Origin of the sequence: Streptomyces sp. ISL-1 (genome assembly GCF_018614585.1) — a bacterium.
Taxonomy (GTDB): Bacteria; Actinomycetota; Actinomycetes; order Streptomycetales; family Streptomycetaceae; genus Streptomyces; species Streptomyces maoxianensis.
Genome location: NZ_JAGGOI010000024.1, coordinates 86859 through 109286, shown reverse-complemented (window position 1 = coordinate 109286; position 22428 = coordinate 86859). Strand labels below are relative to the sequence as shown.

At 70.9% G+C, this 22428-nt stretch carries 14 protein-coding genes; 10 read left to right on the top strand and 4 right to left on the bottom strand.

Annotated elements, in window-relative coordinates; all coding sequences use genetic code 11:
• Position 1 precedes the first annotated feature (1 nt).
• The gene (locus J7E87_RS18690) at positions 2 to 199 is read left to right on the top strand and encodes an AlpA family transcriptional regulator (protein ID WP_215095392.1); all 198 of its coding nucleotides are present in this window, start codon (positions 2 to 4) and stop codon (positions 197 to 199) included.
• A complete protein-coding gene (locus J7E87_RS18685; RefSeq protein ID WP_215095390.1) occupies positions 199 to 1434 on the top strand; it encodes a site-specific integrase in 1236 nt (411 codons plus the stop codon). The genes J7E87_RS18690 and J7E87_RS18685 overlap by 1 nt, the downstream gene beginning before the upstream one ends.
• A gap of 211 nt (positions 1435 to 1645) precedes the next feature.
• Here J7E87_RS18685 and J7E87_RS18680 read toward each other — a convergent pair whose 3' ends face one another.
• From J7E87_RS18680 to J7E87_RS18670, 3 genes are all read right to left on the bottom strand, one after another.
• The gene (locus tag J7E87_RS18680) at positions 1646 to 3232 is read right to left on the bottom strand and encodes an alpha/beta hydrolase (protein WP_215095388.1); all 1587 of its coding nucleotides are present in this window, start codon (positions 3230 to 3232) and stop codon (positions 1646 to 1648) included.
• Positions 3233 to 3279: 47 nt separating this feature from the next.
• Positions 3280 to 4860 carry an alpha/beta hydrolase gene (locus J7E87_RS18675; protein ID WP_251017635.1) on the bottom strand — a complete coding sequence of 527 codons (1581 nt, stop codon included), beginning with the start codon at positions 4858 to 4860 and terminating at the stop codon, positions 3280 to 3282.
• A gap of 159 nt (positions 4861 to 5019) precedes the next feature.
• Positions 5020 to 7887, bottom strand: coding sequence for a lysylphosphatidylglycerol synthase transmembrane domain-containing protein (locus tag J7E87_RS18670; RefSeq protein WP_215095386.1), 2868 nt, complete (start codon positions 7885 to 7887; stop codon positions 5020 to 5022).
• Between the two features lie 188 nt (positions 7888 to 8075).
• Here J7E87_RS18670 and J7E87_RS18665 point away from each other — a divergent pair, with 188 nt between their 5' ends.
• From J7E87_RS18665 to nudC, 6 genes are all read left to right on the top strand, one after another.
• A complete protein-coding gene (locus J7E87_RS18665; RefSeq protein WP_251017634.1) occupies positions 8076 to 8435 on the top strand; it encodes an MGMT family protein in 360 nt (119 codons plus the stop codon).
• Positions 8436 to 8593: 158 nt separating this feature from the next.
• The gene (locus tag J7E87_RS18660; RefSeq protein ID WP_215095384.1) at positions 8594 to 12151 is read left to right on the top strand and encodes an ATP-dependent DNA helicase; all 3558 of its coding nucleotides are present in this window, start codon (positions 8594 to 8596) and stop codon (positions 12149 to 12151) included.
• Positions 12152 to 12235: 84 nt separating this feature from the next.
• Positions 12236 to 13216 carry a hypothetical protein gene (locus J7E87_RS18655; protein WP_215095382.1) on the top strand — a complete coding sequence of 327 codons (981 nt, stop codon included), beginning with the start codon at positions 12236 to 12238 and terminating at the stop codon, positions 13214 to 13216.
• A 10-nt stretch (positions 13217 to 13226) separates the two neighbouring features.
• Positions 13227 to 16754: an ATP-dependent DNA helicase gene (locus J7E87_RS18650; protein ID WP_215095380.1), complete on the top strand. Its 3528-nt coding sequence runs from the start codon at positions 13227 to 13229 to the stop codon at positions 16752 to 16754.
• A gap of 10 nt (positions 16755 to 16764) precedes the next feature.
• Positions 16765 to 18162: a dipeptidase gene (locus J7E87_RS18645; protein WP_215095378.1), complete on the top strand. Its 1398-nt coding sequence runs from the start codon at positions 16765 to 16767 to the stop codon at positions 18160 to 18162.
• Positions 18163 to 18200: 38 nt separating this feature from the next.
• Positions 18201 to 19166: an NAD(+) diphosphatase gene (nudC, locus tag J7E87_RS18640; RefSeq protein WP_374195192.1), complete on the top strand. Its 966-nt coding sequence runs from the start codon at positions 18201 to 18203 to the stop codon at positions 19164 to 19166.
• 11 nt (positions 19167 to 19177) lie between these two features.
• Here nudC and J7E87_RS18635 read toward each other — a convergent pair whose 3' ends face one another.
• A complete protein-coding gene (locus tag J7E87_RS18635) occupies positions 19178 to 19420 on the bottom strand; it encodes a mycoredoxin (protein WP_215095376.1) in 243 nt (80 codons plus the stop codon).
• 200 nt (positions 19421 to 19620) lie between these two features.
• On the opposite strand from J7E87_RS18635, the gene J7E87_RS18630 reads away from it, so the two are divergent.
• Positions 19621 to 21795, top strand: coding sequence for an ATP-dependent DNA helicase UvrD2 (locus tag J7E87_RS18630; protein WP_215095374.1), 2175 nt, complete (start codon positions 19621 to 19623; stop codon positions 21793 to 21795).
• Between the two features lie 165 nt (positions 21796 to 21960).
• Entirely contained in the window at positions 21961 to 22287 is a 327-nt protein-coding gene (locus J7E87_RS18625) for a hypothetical protein (RefSeq protein WP_215095372.1), read from the top strand.
• Positions 22288 to 22428: the final 141 nt, after the last annotated feature.

Sequence of the window (22428 nt, the reverse complement as noted above, 5' to 3'; positions counted from 1 at the left end):
CATGGCCTCAGAGCTGCCGAACCGGTTCCTGACCCCTGAGGACCTGGTCGAGATGTTCGAACTCCCCAGCGTCGAGACTGTCTACCAGTGGCGCCGCAAGCACACCGGTCCCCGCGGCTTCCGGGTCGGCCGGCACCTCCGCTTCGATCCCAACGACGTACGCGCCTGGGTGAACTCCCAGCTTGGGGAGGCTGCCTGATGGCTGGACACGTCCAAGACCGCTGGTATCGCACCGAGACCGGCCCGGACGGCAAGACTCGCAAGGTGAAAACAGAGCGCCACGGCCTCGGCCTGCGCTACCGCGCCCGCTATATCGGTCCCGACGGCACCGAGAAGTCCAAGAGCTTCCCCGACCGTCAGAAGCGGCTCGCTGAGCAGTGGCTCGCGCAGATCGAGGCGGACATGTCGCGCGGGCAGTACATCGACCCGCAAGCCGGTCGCCTCACGGTTCGCCAGCACGCCGAACGTTGGCTGGCGTCGCTCAACATGGACCCGGGCACGTTCGTGGGGACCGAGCAGCGAATCCGCCTGCACGTCCTGCCGTACCTGGGCAGTCGCACACTGGGCTCGCTCCGCCCGACGCACATTCGTGAGTGGCTGCGGAAGCTGCAGGACGGGGGAGTCGCGCCCGCCTATCAGCGAGTGATCTTCGCGAATCTCTCCACCATGCTGACGGCGGCAGTGGATGACCGCCTGATCCCCGAGAACCCTTGTCGTTCGTCGTCCGTGCGTGCGCCGAAGCTCGACCCTCGCCGGATCGTTCCTTGGCCGTGTGAGTGTGTACTTGCGGTTCGCTCGGCATTGCCGGAGCAGTACGGGGCCATGGTGGATTTGGCTGGCGGATGCGGCTTGCGTCAGGGCGAGGTCCTCGGCCTGGCGGTCGAAGACGTGGACTTCATCGAGGGAGTGGTTCACGTGGTACGTCAGGTCAAACTCATCCGTAACCGTCCGGTGTTCGCGCCGCCCAAGGGAGCCAAGGCGCGAACGGTCCCGCTGCCCGAGAGTGTTGCCCGGTCGATCGAGGAGCACATCAGCCAGCACCCGCCCGCCGCTGTGACGCTGCCGTGGCGGGCGGTCGACGGCTCGCCGGTAACGGCATCCTTGCTCTTCCATAGGGATCACGGTCGCCCGGTCAACCGCAACGACTTCAACCGCTGGGCCTGGCGCCCGGCCCTGAATGCGTCGGGCATTTCTCCCGGCCGGACGAGCGGCATGCACGCGCTGAGGCACTTCTACGCGTCCGTTCTGCTGGACGCGGGGGAGAGCATCAAGGCTGTGTCCCAGTACCTGGGGCACCACGACCCGGGCTTCACCCTGCGGACGTACACGCATCTGATGCCCAGCAGCGAGAAGCGGACCCGGGAGGCAGTGAACCGTGCCTTCGGGGACGGCCCGGACACCGATGACGGCCCCACGACGGCCCAGGGGGAGTGAGGATGCCGGAAACACGCAGGTCAGGCAGTACATGGCCTGACTTGCCGATCTACTGACGCGAGTGTGTGTGCGCTGGGCCCCGGACCGGAACGCCGGTCCGGGGCCCTTCGCGTTCGCTGCCGCAGGCCGGCCCGGGGGTGGCGGGCGAGTTCGGTGGCGGGCGAGTCCGGGGTGCGGGCGAGTCCGGGGCCCTTCGCGCTGTCGCGGACAGCTATCCGCAGGTCTTGCCGTTCGCCGGGACCTTGCCGTCGAGCAGATACGCGTCCACCGTCCCGGTCACGCACGCCCCGTTCCCGTACGCGCCGTGGCCCTCACCCTTGTTGGTGAGCAGCACACCGACGCCCGCGCCGAGCTCGTCCGCCATTTTCTTCGCGCCCTCGTACGGGGTCGCCGGGTCGCCCGTGGTGCCGACGACCAGGATCGGGGCAGCGCCCGGCGCGGCGACCTCGGGAGTCTCGGACTCGCCGGGCACCGGCCAGTTCGCGCACCAGCCCGCCAGGTCCCAGGCCAGATACGGGCCGAAGACCGGCGACACCTTCGTGAACTCGGCCAGATGGCGGGACCTGACCTCGGCGGCCGTCACCCGTCCCGTCGTGTCCGCGCACGATATGGCGCGCTGCGAGTGGTCCCGCGTGCCATAACTGCCGTCCTCGTCCCGGCCGTTGTACGACTCGGCCGACATCAGCAACCGGCTCCCGTCGCCGTTGTCGGCCTCATCCAGAGCCTTGGTCAGATACGGCCACTGGTCCTTTGCGTACAGCGGCGTGATGATGCCGGTCAGCGCGAGGCTCTGGGTGAGCGTGCGGCCCTGCGTGGTCGGCAGCGGCTTGCGGTCGAGCCTGTCGAGCAGCTTCACCACGCGCGCGGTGCCGTCCTTCGCGCCGATGCCGCGGCTCTTGAAGTAGTTGTCCAGGGCGCGCTGGAAGCCGAGGGCCTGGTTGCGCGAGTGCCCCGGGTAGTCGGCGGAGGGGTCGACCACGGCGTCCAGGACGAGGCGTCCGGCCCGCGCCGGGAACAAGTGAGCGTAGACGCCGCCCAGTTCGGTGCCGTACGAGAAGCCCAGGTAGTGCAGCTTGTCGTCGCCGAGGACCTGGCGTATCAGGTCCATGTCGCGGGCGGCGTTCGCGGTGCCGACGTGTGCCAGCACCTTGCCCGACTTCTTGGCGCAGCCGGCGCCGAAGGCAGTGGAGTCATCGAGGTACGCCTTCTCCTCCTCGGGTGTGTCCGGGGTGGAGTCCAGCCGGAACGAGGCCGCCGTCCGCTTGCTGTCCCGGCAGACCACCGCGGAGCTCTCCGCGACCCCGCGCGGGTCGAAGCTGACCAGGTCGTAACGGCTGTGCAGCTTCTTGAAGCCGTCTGCCGAGCCGGGCAGTCCGGCGACCCCCGAGCCGCCGGGGCCGCCGAAGTTGAAGAGCAGCGAGCCGATCCGCCTGTCCCCGTCGAGTGCCTTGGCGCGGATCAGGGCGATCCCGATCGTCTCGCCCGTCGGCTTGCGGTAGTCGAGTGGGGCCTTGAGCAGGGCGCACTGCCATTGCCCGCCCGGCGCCTGTGCGTAGCTGCCCCGGGCCTTCACGGGGGGCTTGCAGCGCTTGAAGTCCAACTGCTGGCCGGTGAGCGCGGCGGGCAGGGTCGGCTCGCCCGGCGCGGCCTTGCCCGGGGCGGCCCCGGGCGCCGAGGGCCGGGCGGTGTTCTTGCCGTCGGCATCCGCCTTGTCCGTACCACTGTCACAGCCGGCGACCGCCCCGGCCAGCAGCAGCGCGGCCGCGGCCAGGGCCCCCGCCCGTACCCGCATCGTCATCCCGTGCCCCCATGGCTCCGAAGATTCTTTCTGAATCCTATGCGGGCCTACTGACAGACCGTCCCGGCGGCAGGCGTCTTGCCTTCGAGGAGGTAGGCGTTCACGGTCTGCTGCACGCACTTGTTGCCGCCGTTGTACGCGCCATGGCCCTCGCCCCGGAACGTGACCTCCACGCCGACGCCCTTGCCGAGGGCGTCGGCCATCGCCCTCGCGCCTTCGTACGGGGTTGCCGGGTCGCCGGTGGTGCCGATGACGACGATGGGCGGCGCGCCGGGCGCCGTGACGGCGGGTGTGTTCCAGGTGCCGGGCACCGGCCATTCGCTGCAGCCCATCAGGCCCCAGCCGAGGTAGTCGCCGAAGACGGGCGACACCTTGCGGAACTCAGGCAGTCTCGCCTCCGTCTGCGGCAGGGACCAGCGGTCCTTGGAGTCCACGCAGTTGATGGCCGTGTTCGCCGCCGCGAGGTTGCTGTAGTGGCCGTTCTCGCTGCGCCCGTTCATCGCGTCGGAGAGCGCGAGCAGCAGCGCGCCCTTGCCGCCGTCGGCCTCGTCGAGACCCTGTTCCAGCAACTCCCAGTACTCCTTGGAGTACAGAGCCTGAGCGATTCCGTTGGTGGCCTGGCTCTGGGTCAGTTTCCGGTCGCCGATGCCGGCGATCGGCTTCTTGTCGAGCTCGTTGATCATCGCGATGATCCAGTTCTGGATCTCCTGGGCCGTGGAGCCGGGCAGCAGGCACTGATCGCCGCGGTCCACGCAGTCCTGGGCGAAGTTGGTGAGCGCCAGCTGGAAGCCCTGCGCCTGGCCCAGCGAGCTCTGTTCGGAGTTCTTGGTCGGGTCGACGACGGCGTCGAAGACGGCCCGGCCGACCTTTTTCGGGAACAAGTGGGCGTAGACGCCGCCGAGTTCGGTGCCGTACGAGATGCCGAAGTAGTAGAGCTTGTCGTCGCCGAGTACCTGGCGCATCAGGTCCATGTCGCGGGCGGCGTTGATGGTGCCGACGTACGGCAGTTGCTCGCCGGAGTTCTTCTCACAGGCCTCGGCGAAGTTCTCCAGGTTTTCCGTGTACGTCTTCTCCTCGGCTGCGTCGTCGGGCGTGAAGTCCTGGGCGAAGTACGCGTCGAGCTGCTTGTCGTCCTCGCACTCCACCGCCGCACTGCGGCCGACCCCGCGTGGGTCGAAGCTGACCAGGTCGTAGCGGGTGTGCAGGGTGGCGTAATCCGCGGCGGCGGCGGGCAGGGTGGCGATCCCGGAGCCGCCGGGGCCGCCGAAGTTGAAGATCAGGGAGCCGATCCGCCGGCCGGGGTCGCGGGCCTTCGCCCGGATGAGAGCCAGCTCGATGGTTTCGCCGTCCGGCTTGGCGTAGTCGAGTGGGGCGTCCATGAAGGCGCACTCCCAGGCGATGCCGCCGGGCAGCGGCGAGGGCGCGGGTCCGCCGCCCTCCGCCTCCGAGGGCGGCGGGCACTTCTGCCAGTCCAGTGTCTGCGAGGCGAGATCCTGCGCCCCCCGCTCCCCGCCCGCGCCCTCGTCGCTGCCGGAACAGCCGGCGGCCGTGAGCAGCACGGCGACGGAGGCGGCGAGTGCGACGGTACGCAAGGCGGTGGTGCGCACGGCCGCGGAAGAGGTCGGCATGACGCCATGGTGCGCCGCCGGGGCTTTCGGCGCGCGGGCGGCGGTCCATGCGGGTGGCGCGGGATTGGTCCTCAATCGCGGGACGGGCCTGATTTCAAGCCCGTGGGGGCCCGGACGAAGTCCGGGGGGAGCGAGGACGGCCGCCGTGCGACCCCGGCGCTACAGCGCGCCCTTGCGGGTCAGGTGGTTGAAGGCGAACCACCCCGGCAGCACCGGCAGCCACAGCGTCATCATGCGGTACAGCAGCACCGCCGGCGCAGCGACCTCCTTCGGCACCCCGGCCACGATCAGACCGAAGGTCAGCGCACCCTCGACCGCGCCCACGCCGCCCGGTGTCGGCGCGGCCGAGCCCAGTGCGTTGCCCGCCAGGAAGACCACGGCGATGCTGGCGTAGCTCAGCGGTTGGTTGCCGTTGTCGAAGGCCCGGATCGACGCGTCCAGGCACATCACGAACACGCCGGTCAGCAGCAGCATCCCGCCGATGCCTGTGAGCAGTTTCATCGGCCGCTGCAGTACGTCGAGCATGCGCGGCACCACTCCGGCGAACAGCGAGCGCAGCCGCGTCGAGACGAACTTGCGCAGGAACGGGATCGCGGTCACCACCAGCACCAGCACAGCGACCGTGAGCAGCCCCGCGATCACCGTCCTGGACGGGGTGAACGACGCCGTCCGCTCTGTACCGGTCAGATAGCCGAAGAGCAGCAGCAGCAGGATGTGCGCGCCGAGCCCGAAGAGCTGGGAGGCGCCGACGCTGGCCACCGCCAGGCCGGGGCGTACTCCCGAACGCTGCAGGAAGCGGGTGTTCAGCGCCACGCCGCCGACCGCCGCCGGGGCGACGATCTTGACGAAGGACCCGGCGACCTGCGCGACGACGGTCCGCAGGAACGACACCCGCTCGGGCACGAAGCCGAGCAGGCTCATCGCCGCCGCGAAGTAGCTGAGTACGGAGAAGGCGACCGCGGCCGCCACCCAGCCCCAGTGGGCGCGGGCGAAGACCGTGCCGAAGTCGATGCCGGCGAGCTGCGAGAGCAGGAAGTACGCGGCGACCGCGCCGGCGATGAAGCTGACGAGCGTACGCGGCCTGATGCGCTCCAGGCGGACCGGCTCGACCGGCGCCTGCGGCCTGATCAGGAGCATCTGCCGGCGGATCTGGGAGAGCAGATCCTCCTCGCGCACCTCGTCCATGGCCTCGTCCATGGCCTTCTTGTCGGCCTGCTTCTCCGCCCGTTCGGTCTTGCGGACGGCCTTGCGGTCGTCGACCGCCGCCTCTTCCGTCTCCGCCGTACGGGCCCGCCTGGCGGCCGCGGATGCCTCCAGCACCGCCTCCCGCTCGCGTTGCGAGCGCTCGCGGGCGAGTCTGCGCAGCGTCGCCCGGGTCGAGCGGCTCAGCGCGATCGGCTGGAGCAGCGGCAGACAGTCGGCGACCTTGTCGGGGCCGAGCTCCTCGACGGCGGTGGCCACCGCACGCTCGGCGCCGACCCGCAGCCCGGTCGTGGTGAGCAGCTGCGCGATGTCCATGCGCAGCACCACATCGCCCGCGGCGATCTCGCCGCCGCGCAGATCGGTCAGGATCACCTTGCCGGAACGATCCACCAAAATCGCGTCGCCGGTCAGCCGCCGGTGCGCGATACGCCTCGACTGGAGCGCCTTCACCTGCCGCCAGGCACCGCGCAGCACGTCGTCGGTGACCTCCTCGTCCGCCATGGAGTCGAGGGAACGGCCGCCCAGGTGCTCGTAGACCAGCATCACGGCGTCCGGACCGAGCTCCGACGTCGCGATCAGCTTGGGCGCGTTGGCACCGGCGGCGATCGCGGCGTACGCGAGCAGCGCCTCCTGCTCCAGGGCCTGGCGCAGCGACGGGATCGAGCGGCGCGTGGTGATGGAACGCAGTGTCAGCCGGCGCCACACCCGGTAGAAGAAGCCCTGTGCCTGCTGCTCGCGGTCGACGACGGTGACATCGAGCGGCGCGCCCTCCTCCAGCGTGACCTGGTAGCGGCGGCCGCGGTCGCCAGGCTCGGCGGAGTCGGGGACTTCCTCGGCGCGCATGGCGGTGACCGGGCGGAAGCCGACGTGGCGCAGACCGGCCAGCAGGGTCCGGCCGGTGGGCCGTACGTTCGGTGAGCCGACGGCGTACAGCGTGCCGTAGGCGACGGTCCAGCCCAGCAGCACGGTGAGGATGATCGAGAACGGGGTGGTGTAGCCGGCGACCAGCATCGCGAAGGCGTCGAGCAACAGGACCACCCACAGGACCGCACGCCAGCGGGGTCTGCGGGACATGCCGACGGCCGTCATGTACGCGATGACGGGCGCGAGATAGCCGTGGACGGGGTCGGTCAGGCCGCCGCCCGTCTGCGCCTGGGTCAGGGCCTCCTGGAGGGGGCCGGGCGCGGCCCTGGAGACCCAGAGGTCGGTGGCGAGGGTGGCGCCGTGTGCGAGTACCGCGGCGAGTACGCCGTCCGCGATCCGCAGTCCGTCCCGCTTGATCAGCCGCTCGATCGCGAAGGCGACCGGGACGAGCAGCACGGCGATGCTGGAGACCAGCCCGGCGATCTTGACGAAGAGGTCGGGGGCCTGTCCGGTGCCCTTGTTGATGTCCTGCTCGAGGCCGGATGTGGTGCCGTGGGCGAAGGCGGCGATGGCGAGTACGACGGCGATCGCGAGGATGCCGATGAGCAGGCGCAGCAGGTCGGCGGGGCGGTGGACGCGGGCGGCGAGCAACGGCTCGTCACCCGAGACCCGGTCGACGCCGGTGTCGCCCGAGGCGTCTGCCGCCTTCGCTGCCGCTTTGGCCGCAGCCGGGCCGGCGGATTTGTCCGCGGCCGGGTCGGCGGCTTCGTCCGACGCCTTGTCCGGAGCCTTGCCTGCGGCTGTGTCTGCAGCTTTGTCTGCAGCTGTGTCCGAGGCCTTGCCGATGGCGTTGTCCGCGGCTTCTTTCTTCCCCTCGGGGGCGGCGGCACCGGCCTGCGGAACGGGCGCGTCCGGGTACGACTCGGACTCAGGGGTGTCAGCCGCCTGAGGAGGCTGCACGCCCTGCTCCTTCGCCGTCTCGGTCTCTTCTTGATCTCGTATCACCAGTCACCGCCCGCATGATGGTGGCACGGCCCGATGGCAGAGGGGGGCATCAGGGTGCATTGCGAGGGCGTGAGGCGGGCAGGATACGCCCCTTTGCCCCTGGGGTCGGGCTGTCCGCTGCGTTGTCGGTGGCGTGCGGCAGGATGGGCCGGATGGAAGAGCTGCCGGAGTACGCGGAGCGGGTGCTCGAGGTCGCCGAGCTGATTCCGCCGGGCCGGGTGATGACGTACGGCGACGTCGCCGAGTGGCTCGGCGAGGGCGGGCCGCGCCAGGTCGGACGGGCGATGTCCCTCTACGGCGGCGGCGTGCCCTGGTGGCGTGTCGTGCGCGCGGACGGCGCGCTGCTGCCCGGCCATGAGCTGCGTGCCATGGAGCACTACCGCACCGAGGGGACGCCCCTGCGCGAGGCAGCGCGCAGCGCCGAGGGCCACGTGCCGCGCCTCGACATGAAGCGCGCACGATGGGACGGCGGTGGTGGTGCCGGAGACAGCGCTCATATATGACAGCTTCCGCCATTCGGCGGTCGTACGGGCGCTCCGACCACCGTATGGAGCGCGCGCCGGACTCGCTGCGTCGCGGCAGCGCGCTCGCGTAGCGTCGTCAGCCCGCGGCACGAACCGCTCCATCACCACCAGCACACCCACCAGGACCGGCGATCCACGTGAGCTCCTCCTCCACCACCGGACGTACGCCGTACCAGCAACAGGTACGGCAGGGGGTCCCCCCACGCCCGCAGGGGCGTAGAGGGAGGACCCCGGGCGCGTACCGACTGGTGCGTACCCCGCCGGACACCGTGGATCCCCCTCTCCTGGACGCGAATCAGCGTTCGGTGGTTGACCACGATCATGGCCCGCTGCTCGTTCTGGCAGGTCCTGGGACCGGCAAGACCACCACGCTGGTGGAGTCGGTCGCCGCGCGGGTGGCCAAGGGGACGGATCCGGCCCGGATTCTGGTGCTCACCTTCAGCCGCAGGGCGGCGGTGGAACTGCGCGACCGGATGGCGCTGCGGCTCGGCGGCGCGCGGGGGCCGCAGGCGACGACCTTCCACTCTTTCTGCTACGCCCTGGTCCGCGCGCACCAGGACGCCGATCTTTTCTCCGAGCCGCTGCGGCTGCTGTCGGGTCCCGAGCAGGACGTCGCCGTACGGGAACTGCTGGCGGGCCAGCTCGATCTGGAGACGGAAGGGCTGGCACGCAATCACTGGCCGGACGAGCTGCGGGCATGCCTGACGACGCGTGGCTTCGCCGACGAGGTGCGGGCGGTGCTCGCCCGGAGCCGTGAGCTGGGCCTGGGCCCCGACTCTCTGGCCCGCTTCGCGGCCCGCACCGGCCGCCCCGACTGGGGGGCGGCCGCGTCCTTCCTCGCCGAGTATCTGGACGTCCTGGACCTGCAGGGGGTGCTCGACTACGCGGAGCTGGTGCACCGGGCGGTGCTGCTGGCCCAGCGGGTCGCCTCGCCTTCCGGCTTCCCCTACGACGCGGTGTTCGTGGACGAGTACCAGGACACCGACCCGGCCCAGGTACGGCTGCTCCAGGCACTGGCCGGGCAGGGGCGCACGCTGGTCGCGTTCGGCGATCCGGACCAGTCGATCTACGCGTTCCGCGGCGCCGACGTGAACGGCATCCTCGACTTCCCCGATGCCTTCCGGCACGCGGACGGCAGTCCGGCGGACGTGGCGGTCCTGACGACGTCCCGCCGCAGCGGCGAGCACCTGCTGGCGGCGACCCGGCTGCTGACCCGCCGGATGCCGCTGCCCCGCCTGCCGTCGGAGAAGGCCCGGGCGCACCGGGAACTGGGCGCGGCCCGGGAGGGCGGCCGGGTCGAGACGTACACCTACCCGACGACCTCCACGGAACTGGACAACGTCGCGGACATCCTGCGCCGGGCCCACCTGGAGGACGGCGTCCCCTGGCATGACATGGCGGTCCTGGTCCGCGCGGGCGGCCGCACGATCCCCGCGGTCCGCCGCGCTCTGACGTCGGCGGGCGTCCCCCTGGAAATCGACGGCGACGACGTCCCTCTGCGCCACGAACCGGCGGTGTCTCCGCTGCTGACGGCACTGCGCGCGGTGGCCAGGGCGGCGACGCAGCCGCGGGGGGCGCAACCCGCGAACGCGGCGGTGGAGGCCACGGACAGCCCGGCGGACGCGGCGGTGGAGGGCGCGCACAGGCCGGCGGACGCGGCGAGGGAGGCCACGGACAGCCCGGCGGACGACGCAGGGGATGGCGCGAACCCGGCCGACGCGGCAGGGGATGGCGCGAACCCGGTCGACGCGGTCGTGGACGGTACGGCCGGCCCGGCCGACACCGCGGCGCAGGCGAAGGCGAAGGACGACCCCACCACCCCCTGGCTCAGCACAGATACCGCCCTCACCCTCCTCACCTCCCCCCTCGGCGGGATGGACGCCGCCGATCTCCGTCGTCTCGGCCGCGCCCTGCGAGAGGAGGAGCGCGCCGGCGGAAATCGCGTGCCCCCGCCCTCCGACCAGCTCCTCGCCCGCGCCCTCGCCGCGCCCGAGCGCCTCGTCGCGCACGACCCCGCGTACGCCCGCGGCGCCCAGCGGCTCGGCGCGCTCCTGCGCAAGGCACGCGCGCTCCTCGAGGGCGGCGGCACCGCAGAAGAGGCGCTGTGGGAGCTGTGGGCCGGCACCCCGTGGCCGCAGCGCCTCGAACGCGCTGCTCTCCGCGGCGGCGCGGCCGGACGCAACGCCGACCGCGATCTCGACGCCGTCTGCGCCCTGTTCGAGACCGCCGCCCGTGCCGAAGAGCGCATCGGCGGCCGAGGCGCCCTCAACTTCCTCGAGGAGATCGAGGCCCAGGACATCGCCGCCGACACCCTCGCCGGGAGAAGCGCCCGCCCCGACGCCGTACGTCTCATGACCGCCCACCGCTCCAAGGGCCTGGAATGGAGCCTCGTCGTCGTCGCCGGCGTACAGGAAGGCCTCTGGCCCGATCTGCGACGGCGGGGCTCGCTCCTGGAGGCGGACAGGATCGGGCGCGACGGGCTCGCCGAGCCCCTCACCCCCGGCGCCCTCCTCGCCGAGGAACGCCGGCTCTTCTACGTCGCAGCCACCCGCGCCCGCGACCGCCTCGTCGTCACCGCCGTCAAGGCACCCGCCGACGACGGCGACCAGCCATCTCGCTTCCTCACCGAACTCGGCGTCGAACCCAAGGACATCACCGGCCGCCCCCGCCGCCCCCTTGCCGTCGCCGCGCTCGTCGCCGAGCTGCGCGCCACCACCGTGGACCCACAGGCGACACCCGCGTTGCGCGACGCCGCCGCCCGCCGCCTCGCGCGCCTCGCGGCGCTCGCTGACGACGAGGGCCAGCCGCTCGTGCCCGCCGCGCATCCCTACCGCTGGTGGGGCCTGTACGAGCCGACCCACAGCCGGCTCCCACTGCGGGACCGGAACCAGCCCGTCACCCTCTCCGGCAGCGCACTGGACCAGCTGGCCAACACCTGCGCGCTCCAGTGGTTCCTGGGCCGCGAGGTGAAGGCGGACGCCCCGTCAACGGCCGCCCAGGGGTTCGGCAACGTCGTTCACGTACTCGCGGACGAGGTCGCCTCCGGACAGACCCCCGCCGACCTGGCCGTTCTCATGGAGCGCCTCGACTCCGTCTGGAGCGCGCTCGTATTCGACGCGCCATGGAAGTCGCAGCAGGAGAAGGAGCACGCGCGCGTGGCGCTCGAACGCTTCCTGCGCTGGCACGTCATGGATCGCGGAGGCCGGGCGCCCGCCGCCACCGAGCACGGCTTCGACGTGACCCTGGAGGCCGGCGAGTACGAGGTACGCATCCGGGGCTCCATGGATCGCGTGGAGCAGGACGCCGAAGGACGCGCGTACGTCGTCGACTTCAAGACCGGCAAGCAGACGCCGACCCGGGACGAGGTCGCCCGGCACCCTCAACTCGCCGTCTACCAGCTCGCCGTGCGCGAAGGCGCCGTGGACGAGGTCTTCGACGGCCGCCGCCCCGAGCCCGGCGGCGCCGAGCTCGTACAGCTGCGCCAGGCCGCGGCCACGAAGGAGGGTGGCGACGCCCTCCCCAGGATCCAGGCGCAGGAGCCCCTCGCGGGGGAGTGGGTCGGCGAGCTGCTGGCCACCGCCGCGGGCCGGGTACTCGACGAGCGTTTCACCCCGAGCGCGGGGCAGCACTGCACCCACTGCGCGTTCCGTTCCTCGTGCAGCGCCCAGCCGGAAGGCCGCCAAATAGTGGAATGAGCGGTGTTTTGTCGAGCATTGTCGTATTTGCTTGCATCCAATGAATGGCGACAAGGCGACAAGCGGACCTGCAAGGGGAGACACATGGCGGCCAAACGGAAGTCCTTGGTTACGGCGGTGGTCTTCTCGGCCGCGACGGCGATCGCCGCACTGGCGGGCTGCTCCAACGGCGGCGACATCAAGGCCAAGAGCGCCTCCGAGGAGAAGAAGGAGCAGCAGAAGCAGGAACCGGCGGCCGTCAGCGGCACGGCACCGGTCGACCTCAGAGGACTGACCGCCGATCAGATCGCGGACAAGGCTGTCGCGACCACACGGGCAGCACGGTCCCTGAGAATGGCCGGTCATGTCAGCAGCGAAGGCGAGCGAACGACCGTCGACCTCGCAATGGACAACAAGGGCGCGTGCACGGGCAAGCTGGGCCTCGTCGGCACAGCCGAGCTGCGCCAGGTCAACAAGATCCTCTACATGAAGGGCGACGAGAAATTCTGGCGCGCCTCGCTCAACGAGGGCAGCTCGTCCGACCCGGGCCGCGAACGCTTCGTCGAGCTGGTGAAAGACCGCTGGATCAAGATGCCGGCGAGCAGCGCGAGGGACATGGGCGGCGTCTGCGACCTCAAGGCCATGCTCGAGGACAGGGACATGAACAAGTCCGACCGGCAGGGGATGGCCAAGGGGCCCGACGCCGAGGTCAACGGTCTGCCCACGACGACCCTTGTGAAGAAGAAGGCCGGCGGCGAAACGATCACCCTGTACGTCGCCAAGAAGGGCAGGCCGTACCTCGTCAGGGTCGTCAAGACCGGCGGTGACGCGCCCGGCACGATGACCTTCTCCGACTTCGACAAACCGGTCAAGGTCGTAGCACCGCCGGCCGACCAGGTCGTCGACCTGGAGAAGCTGGACACCGGTTTGAGCGCGGGCCCGGGGTCCGACTCCGGGGCCGGCTCCAGCTCGGGCTCGGGGTTCGGGTTCGGGCTCCGGAGACTGACGCCGGTCGAGGCCGCGCCCGACGCCCGACCGGGGCGGTTGAGGCCGACGGGGGCCACCGCTGTCAGTGGTCCCCATTAGCCTCTCTGAGGTGACCGCACGCATCACCGACCCCGAGCAGCTCAACGAGCTCCTCGGCATCCCCTTCACCCCGGAGCAGACGGCCTGCATCACCGCGCCGCCCGCCCCGCAGGTGATCGTGGCCGGAGCCGGCTCGGGGAAGACGACGGTGATGGCCGCGCGGGTGGTGTGGCTCGTGGGGACCGGCCGGGTCGCCCCCGAGCAGGTCCTCGGCCTCACCTTCACCAACAAGGCGGCGGGGGAGCTCGCCGAGCGCGTCCGTAAGGCGCTCGTGCGGGCGGGGGTGACGGACCCCGACGTCATCGATCCGGACAGCCCCCCTGGCGAGCCGCGCATCTCCACGTACCACGCCTTCGCCGGGCAGCTCCTCACCGACCACGGGCTGCGGATAGGCCTGGAGCCGACCGCGCGGCTGCTTGCGGACGCCACCCGCTACCAACTCGCCGCGCGTGTGCTGCGCGAGGCGCCGGGCCCGTATCCCTCGCTGACCAGATCCTTTCCGTCCCTGGTCAGCGATCTGCTGGCGCTCGACGCCGAGCTCGCGGAGCATCTCGTACGTCCCGAGCAGCTCGGCACGTACGACTCCGAACTGCTGCGCACCCTGCAGGACGCCCGGCTGAGCAACGCCGAACTGCGCAAGGTGCCCGAAGCGGCCGAGGCCCGCCTTGAGCTGCTCGATCTGACCATCCGATACCGCGAGGCCAAGCGCGCCCGCGAACTCCTCGACTTCGGCGACCAGATCGCGCTCTCCGCGGAACTCGCGCTCACCCGGCCCGAGGTCGGGGCCATCCTGCGGAACGAGTTCCGGGTCGTGCTGCTCGACGAGTACCAGGACACGTCGGTGGCCCAACGGCTGCTTCTGTCCGGCCTGTTCGGCCAGGGAACCGGCCATGCCGTGACCGCGGTCGGCGACCCCTGCCAGGCCATCTATGGCTGGCGCGGGGCCTCCGTCGCCAACCTCGACGACTTCCCGGCGCACTTCGCGTACGCCGACGGCCGCCCCGCAACCCGCTTCTCCCTCAGCGAGAACCGCCGCAGCGGCGGTCGGCTGCTGCGCCTCGCCAACGGCCTGGCGGCCCCGCTGCGCGCCATGCACGAGGGCGTCGAGGCGCTGCGGCCCGCCCCCGGCGCCGAGCGGGACGGGTCCGTCCGCATCGCTCTCCTCCCCACCCACGCCGAGGAGATCGAGTGGCTCGCCGACTCGATCGCCCACCTGGTGCGAACGGGCAAGGAGCCGGGCGAGATCGCGGTCCTGTGCCGCACGGCGGGCGATTTCCCCGAGATCCAGGGCGCGCTGGTCGCCAGGGACGTCCCGGTCGAGGTCGTCGGCCTGTCCGGCCTGCTCCACCTGCCCGAGGTCGCCGACCTGGTCGCGATGTGCGAGGTCCTGCAGGACCCGGGGGCCAACGCCTCTCTCGTACGTCTGCTCACCGGCCCGCGCTGGCGGATCGGACCGCGCGACCTGGCCCTGCTGGGCCGACGGGCCCGGCTGCTGGTCCACCGCGCCTCGTCGGAGGGGACGGATCCGGACGAGCGGCTGGCAGCGGCCGTCGAAGGCACCGACCCGGCCGAGGTCATCTCGCTCGCGGACGGGCTGGACACGTTCCTGGAGTCGGCGGACCGCCAGGACGACGGCCTCCCCTTCTCCGCGGAGGCCCGGGTCCGTTTCGCCCGCCTCGCCGCCGAACTGCGCGACCTGCGCCGCTCCCTGGCCGACCCGCTGATGGACGTCCTGCACCGCGTTCTGTCCACCACCGGCCTCGAGGTCGAACTCTCCGCATCACCGCACGCCCTGGCCGCCCGCCGCCGCGAGACCCTCGCCAACTTCCTTGACACGGCGGCCGGGTTCGCGGCGCTGGACGGGGAGGCCACGCTGCTGGCCTTCCTCGCCTTCCTGCGTACGGCCGCGCAGTACGAGAAGGGCCTGGACAACGCCCTTCCGGGTGGCGAGAACACCGTCAAGGTCCTGACGGCCCACAAGTCAAAGGGCCTGGAGTGGGACGTGGTCGCGGTCCCGGGCCTGGTCGCCAAGCACTTCCCCAGCGACCAGGCGCGCGAGGCCTGGACCTCCCAGTCCAAGGTTCTGCCGCACGCGCTGCGGGGCGACGCGGCCACCCTTCCCTCCGTCGAGTCCTGGGACGCCAAGGGCCTCAAGTCCTTCAAGGACGCGATGAAGGACCACCAGCACACGGAAGAACTGCGCCTCGGCTACGTCACCTTCACCCGCCCCCGCTCGCTGCTCCTGGGATCGGCCCACTGGTGGGGCCCGACCCAGAAGCGCCGCCGCGGTCCCTCGCCGTTCCTGCGGGCGCTGTACGACCACTGCGTGGAGGGCTTCGGCGAGATCGAGGTCTGGGCGGACGAACCGGAGGAGGACGCGGAGAACCCGAGCCTGCATGAAACGACCGCGGACCGGGCTTGGCCGCTGCCACTGGATGCGACTTCACTGACGCGCCGCCGTGCCGCGGCGGATACGGTGCTGGCGTATCTGGACGGGCCGGAGGAGTTCCGGCCCGAACCGGTCCCATTCGGATCGGAGGAGATCCTGTCCGAGCCGGAGGAGGGTCTCGCGTTCGAGCCGGAAGAGCCGGAAGAGCTGGAGGAGCTGGAGGATCTCCCGTCCGAGCCGGAGGAGGGTCTCCTGTTCGAGGCGGATCAGCCGGATCAGCCGGACTGGGACGACCCCTGGGACGAGCCGGGCCTCCCGGAGGACACGGCGGCCGGCCTGCCGCACCCGCGCCGCGAAGCCGACCCTCTGGAGGCGGCGGCCACCACCCCCGAGGACGCCCGCACCATCGCCTCCTGGGACCGCGACCTCGACGCTCTCGCCGGCGAGCTGCGCCGTAGTCGCGCGACCGTCCGTGACGTCCTCCTGCCCTCCGCCCTCTCCGCCTCCCAGCTCATACGCCTCGCCGCCGGCCCCGACGGCTTCGCCCAGGAGCTGGCCCGCCCCATGCCGCGCCGCCCGCACCCCGCGGCCCGCCGAGGCACCCGCTTCCACGCCTGGGTGGAGTCGCGGTTCGAGGAGCTGCCGCTCCCGATGCTCGGCCCGGACGAGCTCCCCGGCGGTGACGCCGACGATCCCGAGATCGCGGACGAGCGTGACCTGGCCGCGCTGAAGGAGGCGTTCGAGCGCACCCCGTACGCGCGCCGTACCCCTTACCGCGTGGAGTCCCCGTTCCAGCTCACCCTCGCGGGCCGCGTGATCCGCGGCCGTATCGACGCCGTCTACCGCAACGAAGCAGCGGACGGAACAGCGGACGGAACGGCAGACGAATCGGCAGAGGAGACGACAGGGGCGTACGAAATCGTCGACTGGAAGACCAGCCGCACGAACACCGCCGACCCCCTCCAGCTCGCCATCTACCGGCTCGCCTGGGCCGAGGAGCACGACCTCCCCCTCGAAGCCGTCAACGCCGCGTTCGTATACGTACGCACCGGGGAGATCGTCCGTCCCGGCCCTCTCCCCACCCGCGCCGAGCTGGAGCGCATCCTGCTGGGCGAGACGGCCGACGAGACGGTCATCCGTGCCCGTTAGGCTCGGGTGCATGAGCGACACCCCGGACAGCGCCGTCCGTACGTACATCGAGCAGCACCGCTCCGCCTTCCTCGACGACCTCGCCGACTGGCTGCGCATCCCGTCCGTGTCGGCCCAGCCCGACCACGCCGCGGACGTCCGGCGCAGTGCCGACTGGCTCGCGGCCAAGCTCAAGGAGACCGGCTTCCCGGTCACCGAGGTCTGGTCCACCCCCGGCGCCCCCGCGGTTTTCGCCGAGTGGCCTTCCGGCGACCCGGATGCGCCCACCGTCCTGGTCTACGGCCATCACGACGTCCAGCCCGCCGCTCGTGAGGACGGCTGGCACACGAACCCCTTCGAGCCGCGGATCCTCGACGGCCGGATGTACGGGCGCGGCGCGGCGGACGACAAGGGGCAGGTCTTCTTCCACACCCTGGGCGTACGGGCGCACCTCGCCGCCACCGGACGCACCACCCCCGCGGTCAATCTCAAGCTGCTGATCGAGGGCGAGGAGGAGTCGGGTTCGCCGAACTTCCGGGTTCTGGTCGAGGCCAACTCCGCACGCCTCGCCGCCGACACCGTGATCGTGTCCGACACCGGCATGTGGTCCGAGACGACCCCCACCGTCTGCACCGGTATGCGGGGCCTCGCCGATTGCGAGATCGAGCTGTACGGCCCTGACCAGGACATCCACTCCGGTTCGTTCGGCGGGGCGGTACCCAACCCGGCCACCGTCGCCGCCCGTCTCGTCGCGGCGCTGCACGACGCCGACGAGCGCGTCACCATCCCCGGCTTCTACGACGGCGTCGCACCGCTCACGGACGCCGAGCGCGAGCTGTTCGCCGAGCTCCCCTTCGATGAGGCCTCCTGGCTGAGCACGGCCAAGTCGCACGGCACGCTCGGCGAGGCCGGCTACTCCACGCTGGAGCGCATCTGGGCCCGCCCGACGGCCGAGCTCAACGGCATCGGCGGCGGCTACCAGGGTCCCGGCGGCAAGACGATCATCCCGGCGTCCGCCCAGCTGAAGCTCACGTTCCGTCTTGTCGCGGGCCAGGACCCGGAGAAGATCGAGCAGGCGGTCGGCGACTGGGTCGCGGCCCGGGTGCCGGCCGGTGTCCGCCACAAGATCACCTTCCGCGCCTCGACCCGTCCCTGTCTGACGCCGCTGGACCACCCGGCCCTGCAGGCGGTCGTACGGGCGATGAGCCGCGCCTTCGACGGGCAGAAGATCCGCTTCACCCGCGAGGGCGGATCGGGTCCCGCTGCGGATCTTCAGGACGTGCTGGCGGCCCCCGTGCTCTTCCTGGGGATCTCCGTTCCGTCCGACGGCTGGCACGCGCCCAACGAGAAGGTCGAACTGGACCTGCTCATCAAGGGTGTGGAGACCACCGCGCACCTGTGGGGCGACCTCGCCGGCGCCCTCCGCTGAACTGCCATCCAATCCACCCGGGGGAGTTGGAAGTACCTGTGAGCACCACCAGCAACGACATCACACACCGTCCGATCGATCTCGACGCGCCGATCGGTCTCACCGCTCCGAGCGGCATCGACCGCGAGGCGCACCACCGACTCGACGAGGCCTGGCTGGCGGCGGCGTGGAGCCACCCCACGACCCGGGTGTTCGTGGTCTCGGGCGGCCAGGCGCTGGTCGACGACACCCCCGACGGCCGCACCGAACTGGTCATGACCCCGGCCTTCGAGGCTCCCGTGACCGAGACCCACCGCTACTTCCTCGGCACCGACGAGGACGGTGTGCGCTACTTCGCGCTGCAGAAGGACGCCCTGCCCGGCCGCATTGACCAGTCGGCCCGCGCCGCGGGCCTGCGCGAGGCCGGACTGCTGCTCTCCCCGCGCGACGCGGGACTTCTGGTGCACGCCGTCGCGCTGGAGAACTGGCAGCGGCTGCACCGCTTCTGCTCACGCTGCGGCGAGCGCACGGTCATCGCGGCCGCCGGCCATATCCGCCGCTGCCAGGCATGCGGGGCCGAGCACTACCCCCGTACCGATCCCGCCGTGATCATGCTCGTCACCGACGAGGAGGACCGCGCGCTGCTGGGCCGCCAGGTGCACTGGCCGGAGGGGCGCTTCTCCACGCTGGCCGGCTTCGTCGAGCCGGGCGAGTCGATCGAGCAGTCGGTGCGCCGCGAAGTCTTCGAGGAAGCGGGCGTCACAGTCGGCGACGTCGAGTACATCGCCAGCCAGCCCTGGCCCTTCCCGTCCAGCCTGATGCTCGGCTTCATGGCGCGGGCCACGTCCTCCGAGATCAACGTCGACGGCGAAGAGATCCACGAGGCGCGCTGGTTCTCCCGGGACGACCTGCGGGCCGCATTCGAGTCCGGGGAGGTGCTGCCTCCCTATGGGATCTCGATTGCGGCCCGCCTTATCGAGCTCTGGTACGGCAAGCCGTTGCCGAAGCCCGGAGATGTGGTCTGAGCGGTCCCTGCTCAGACGCCGATCTTCTGCTTGACCTGGGCCAGCGAGGGGTTGGTCAGCGTCGAACCGTCCGCGAAGAGCACGGTCGGGACGGTCTGGTTGCCCCCGTTGGCCTTCTCGACGAAGGCCGCGGAATCCGGGTCCTGCTCGATGTTGATCTCGTTGTACGCGATGCCTTCGCGCTCCATCTGGCTCTTCAGCCGACGGCAGTAGCCGCACCACGTGGTGCTGTACATCGTCACAGTCCCCTGCATGGTTTCCCGCGCTCCTATGTCTCGTTCGTCTCGGTCGTGTGAATTCGCCCGATGCGTGCTCCGTGCGAGTTCGCTCGGTGCGTGTTCGCACGGCGTAGAACGTACGTGATCCGGCCGCCATTCCCGCATTAGTACGACCGGACCCGGCCCCCTGTGGACAACCGTCACAGCCATCTCTGCCGACCTGGCAGCATGGCGGTGTGACAGCAGCAACGCACTCCTCCCTTTTCCCGCAGGTCCCTGAGTCGGCGGACGCGGTGCTCGACGGGCTCGACCCCGAGCAGCGCGAAGTGGCGACGGCCCTGCACGGTCCGGTCTGCGTGCTGGCAGGCGCCGGCACGGGCAAGACGCGCGCGATCACCCACCGCATCGCGTACGGAGTGCGCGCGGGCATACTCCAGCCCGCCACTGTGCTGGCCGTCACCTTCACCAACCGAGCCGCGGGTGAGATGCGCGGCCGACTGCGCCAGCTCGGCGCGGGCGGCGTCCAGGCGCGTACGTTCCACTCAGCCGCGCTGCGCCAGCTCCAGTACTTCTGGCCGAAGGCGGTCGGCGGCGATCTGCCCCGCCTCCTCGAGCGCAAGGTCCAGCTGGTCGCCGAGGCCTCCGCCCGCTGCCGCATCCGCCTCGACCGAAATGAGCTGCGGGACGTCACGAGCGAGATCGAGTGGGCCAAGGTCACTCAGACCGTGCCCGCCGACTATCCGGCAGCGGTCGCCAAATCGAACCGCGACGCCCCGCGTGATCCGGCCGAGATCAGCCAGATCTACGGGATGTACGAACAGCTCAAGCGCGATCGCTCGGTGATCGACTTCGAGGATGTCCTGCTCCTGACGGTCGGCATCCTCCAGGACCGGCATGACATCGCCGACCAGATCCGCCGTCAGTACCACCACTTCGTGGTGGACGAGTACCAGGACGTCAGCCCGCTCCAGCAGCGGATGCTCGACCTGTGGCTCGGCGACCGCGACAGCCTCTGTGTCGTCGGCGACGCCAGCCAGACGATCTACTCCTTCACCGGCGCCACCCCCGACCACTTGCTGAACTTCCGTACCCGCCACCCGGGTGCGACCGTCGTCAAGCTGGTCCGTGACTACCGTTCCACCCCCCAGGTGGTCCATCTCGCCAACGGCCTGCTGAGCCAGGCCCACGGTCGCGCCGCCGAGCACCGCCTCGAACTGATCTCACAGCGCGCAGCCGGCCCCGACCCCGCCTACACCGAGTACGCGGACGAACCGGCCGAGGCCGAGGGCACCGCCCGCCGTATCCGCGACCTGATCGCCGCAGGGGTCCCGGCCGGTGAGATCGCCGTGCTCTACCGGATCAACGCCCAGTCGGAGGTCTACGAGCAGGCGCTCGCGGACGCCGGAGTCCCCTACCAACTGCGCGGCGCCGAGCGCTTCTTCGAACGCCAGGAGGTGCGGGAGGCGGGTGTCGCCCTGCGCGGCGCGGCCCGCGCAGGTGGCAACGACTCCCTGCTCGACGACGCCGGGGACCTCCCCTCCCAGGTCCGGGCGGTGCTCTCCACCAAGGGCTGGACCACCGAGCCGCCCGCCGGATCGGGAGCGGTGCGCGACCGCTGGGAGTCCCTTGCCGCGCTCGTCCGCCTCGCCGAGGACTATGTACGGGTCAAGCCGGACGCGAGCCTCGGCGATCTCGTGGCCGAGCTGGACGAGCGCGCCGCGGCCCAGCACGCCCCCACCGTCCAGGGCGTCACTCTCGCCTCGCTCCACTCGGCGAAGGGCCTGGAGTGGGACGCCGTGTTCCTTGTCGGCCTCACCGAGGGCATGATGCCGATCACCTATGCCAAGACCGACGAGCAGGTCGAGGAGGAGCGCCGACTGCTCTATGTCGGCGTCACCCGCGCCCGGCTCCATCTCACCCTCTCCTGGGCGCTGTCCCGCTCACCCGGCGGCCGCGCCTCCCGCCGTCCCACCCGCTTCCTGAACGGGATGCGGCCGGGCTCCGTGTCACCCGGCGCAGGCGCCGCGGGCGGTGCCGGCGGCATCGAGCGAGGCAGCGCCGGCCGCCGCAAACGCCGAGGCCCTGTGCTCTGCCGGGTCTGCGGCAAGACGCTCACCGACGCGGGCGAGATGAAACTGACACGCTGTGAGGACTGTCCCTCCGACATGGACGAGGCGCTGTACGAGCGCCTTCGCGAGTGGCGCTCGGACCAGGCGAAGGAGCTGGGCCAGCCCGCGTACTGCGTCTTCACCGACAAGACTCTGATGGCGATCGCCGAGACGGTGCCGGGCAGCGATGGGGAGTTGGCTCAGATCGCCGGTGTCGGTGGACGCAAACTTGAGCGTTTCGGAGCCGATGTCCTGACCATTTGTGCAGGTCAGGAGGTCGAGGGGGCCGACGAAGAGGACTGATACAAACTCGTCGAAAAAATAGTTTGCGCCTGCCCCAGCAAGCCCCATAGGTTCTTAACCACGGGAACAGCGACTTCTCTGAAGCCCTGTCCTCGTGCTGTACTTATCCGAATACGCGTGACTGGCCCCGGCCGGTCCTCTAGACGCCGAGAGGAGGCGATTCCAGTGATCAGCATCAAGACCAGCTTCATCAGCACCGCCAAAATGACCGATCGCTCGGTCGTCTCCGCCTGCTCGCTCGGCTTCTCCGCGGCGTTCAACGGCACCGGTGTGTCCGGCATCTCTGCCGTGCTTCCGGTCTCCGGTCTGGGTGGACTCCCCGTCCGGGAGCGCAATGAGCGACCGACCAAGGCACTGGAAGCAGCAGTAGCAGCGGCAAAGGCTCGCGCCTATGCCTTTGCGGCAGCCAGTGCCGGCACCAAGAAGCAGCAGACGCAGCACCACACGATGTGGGCCTTCCGTGGGCTCGAACCCTGGAGTGATCCAGCCTGATCCAGATCAGGCCGGCGCCTTCAGGGCCGCGGAACCCCACCCGGGATCCGCGGCCCTTCTGTTTTCCCCGAACGGGGCGGACGGAGCGAAGGGGCCTCGGGACATGAAGCACCCGGTACCAAGCCGACACCCGGCCAACAG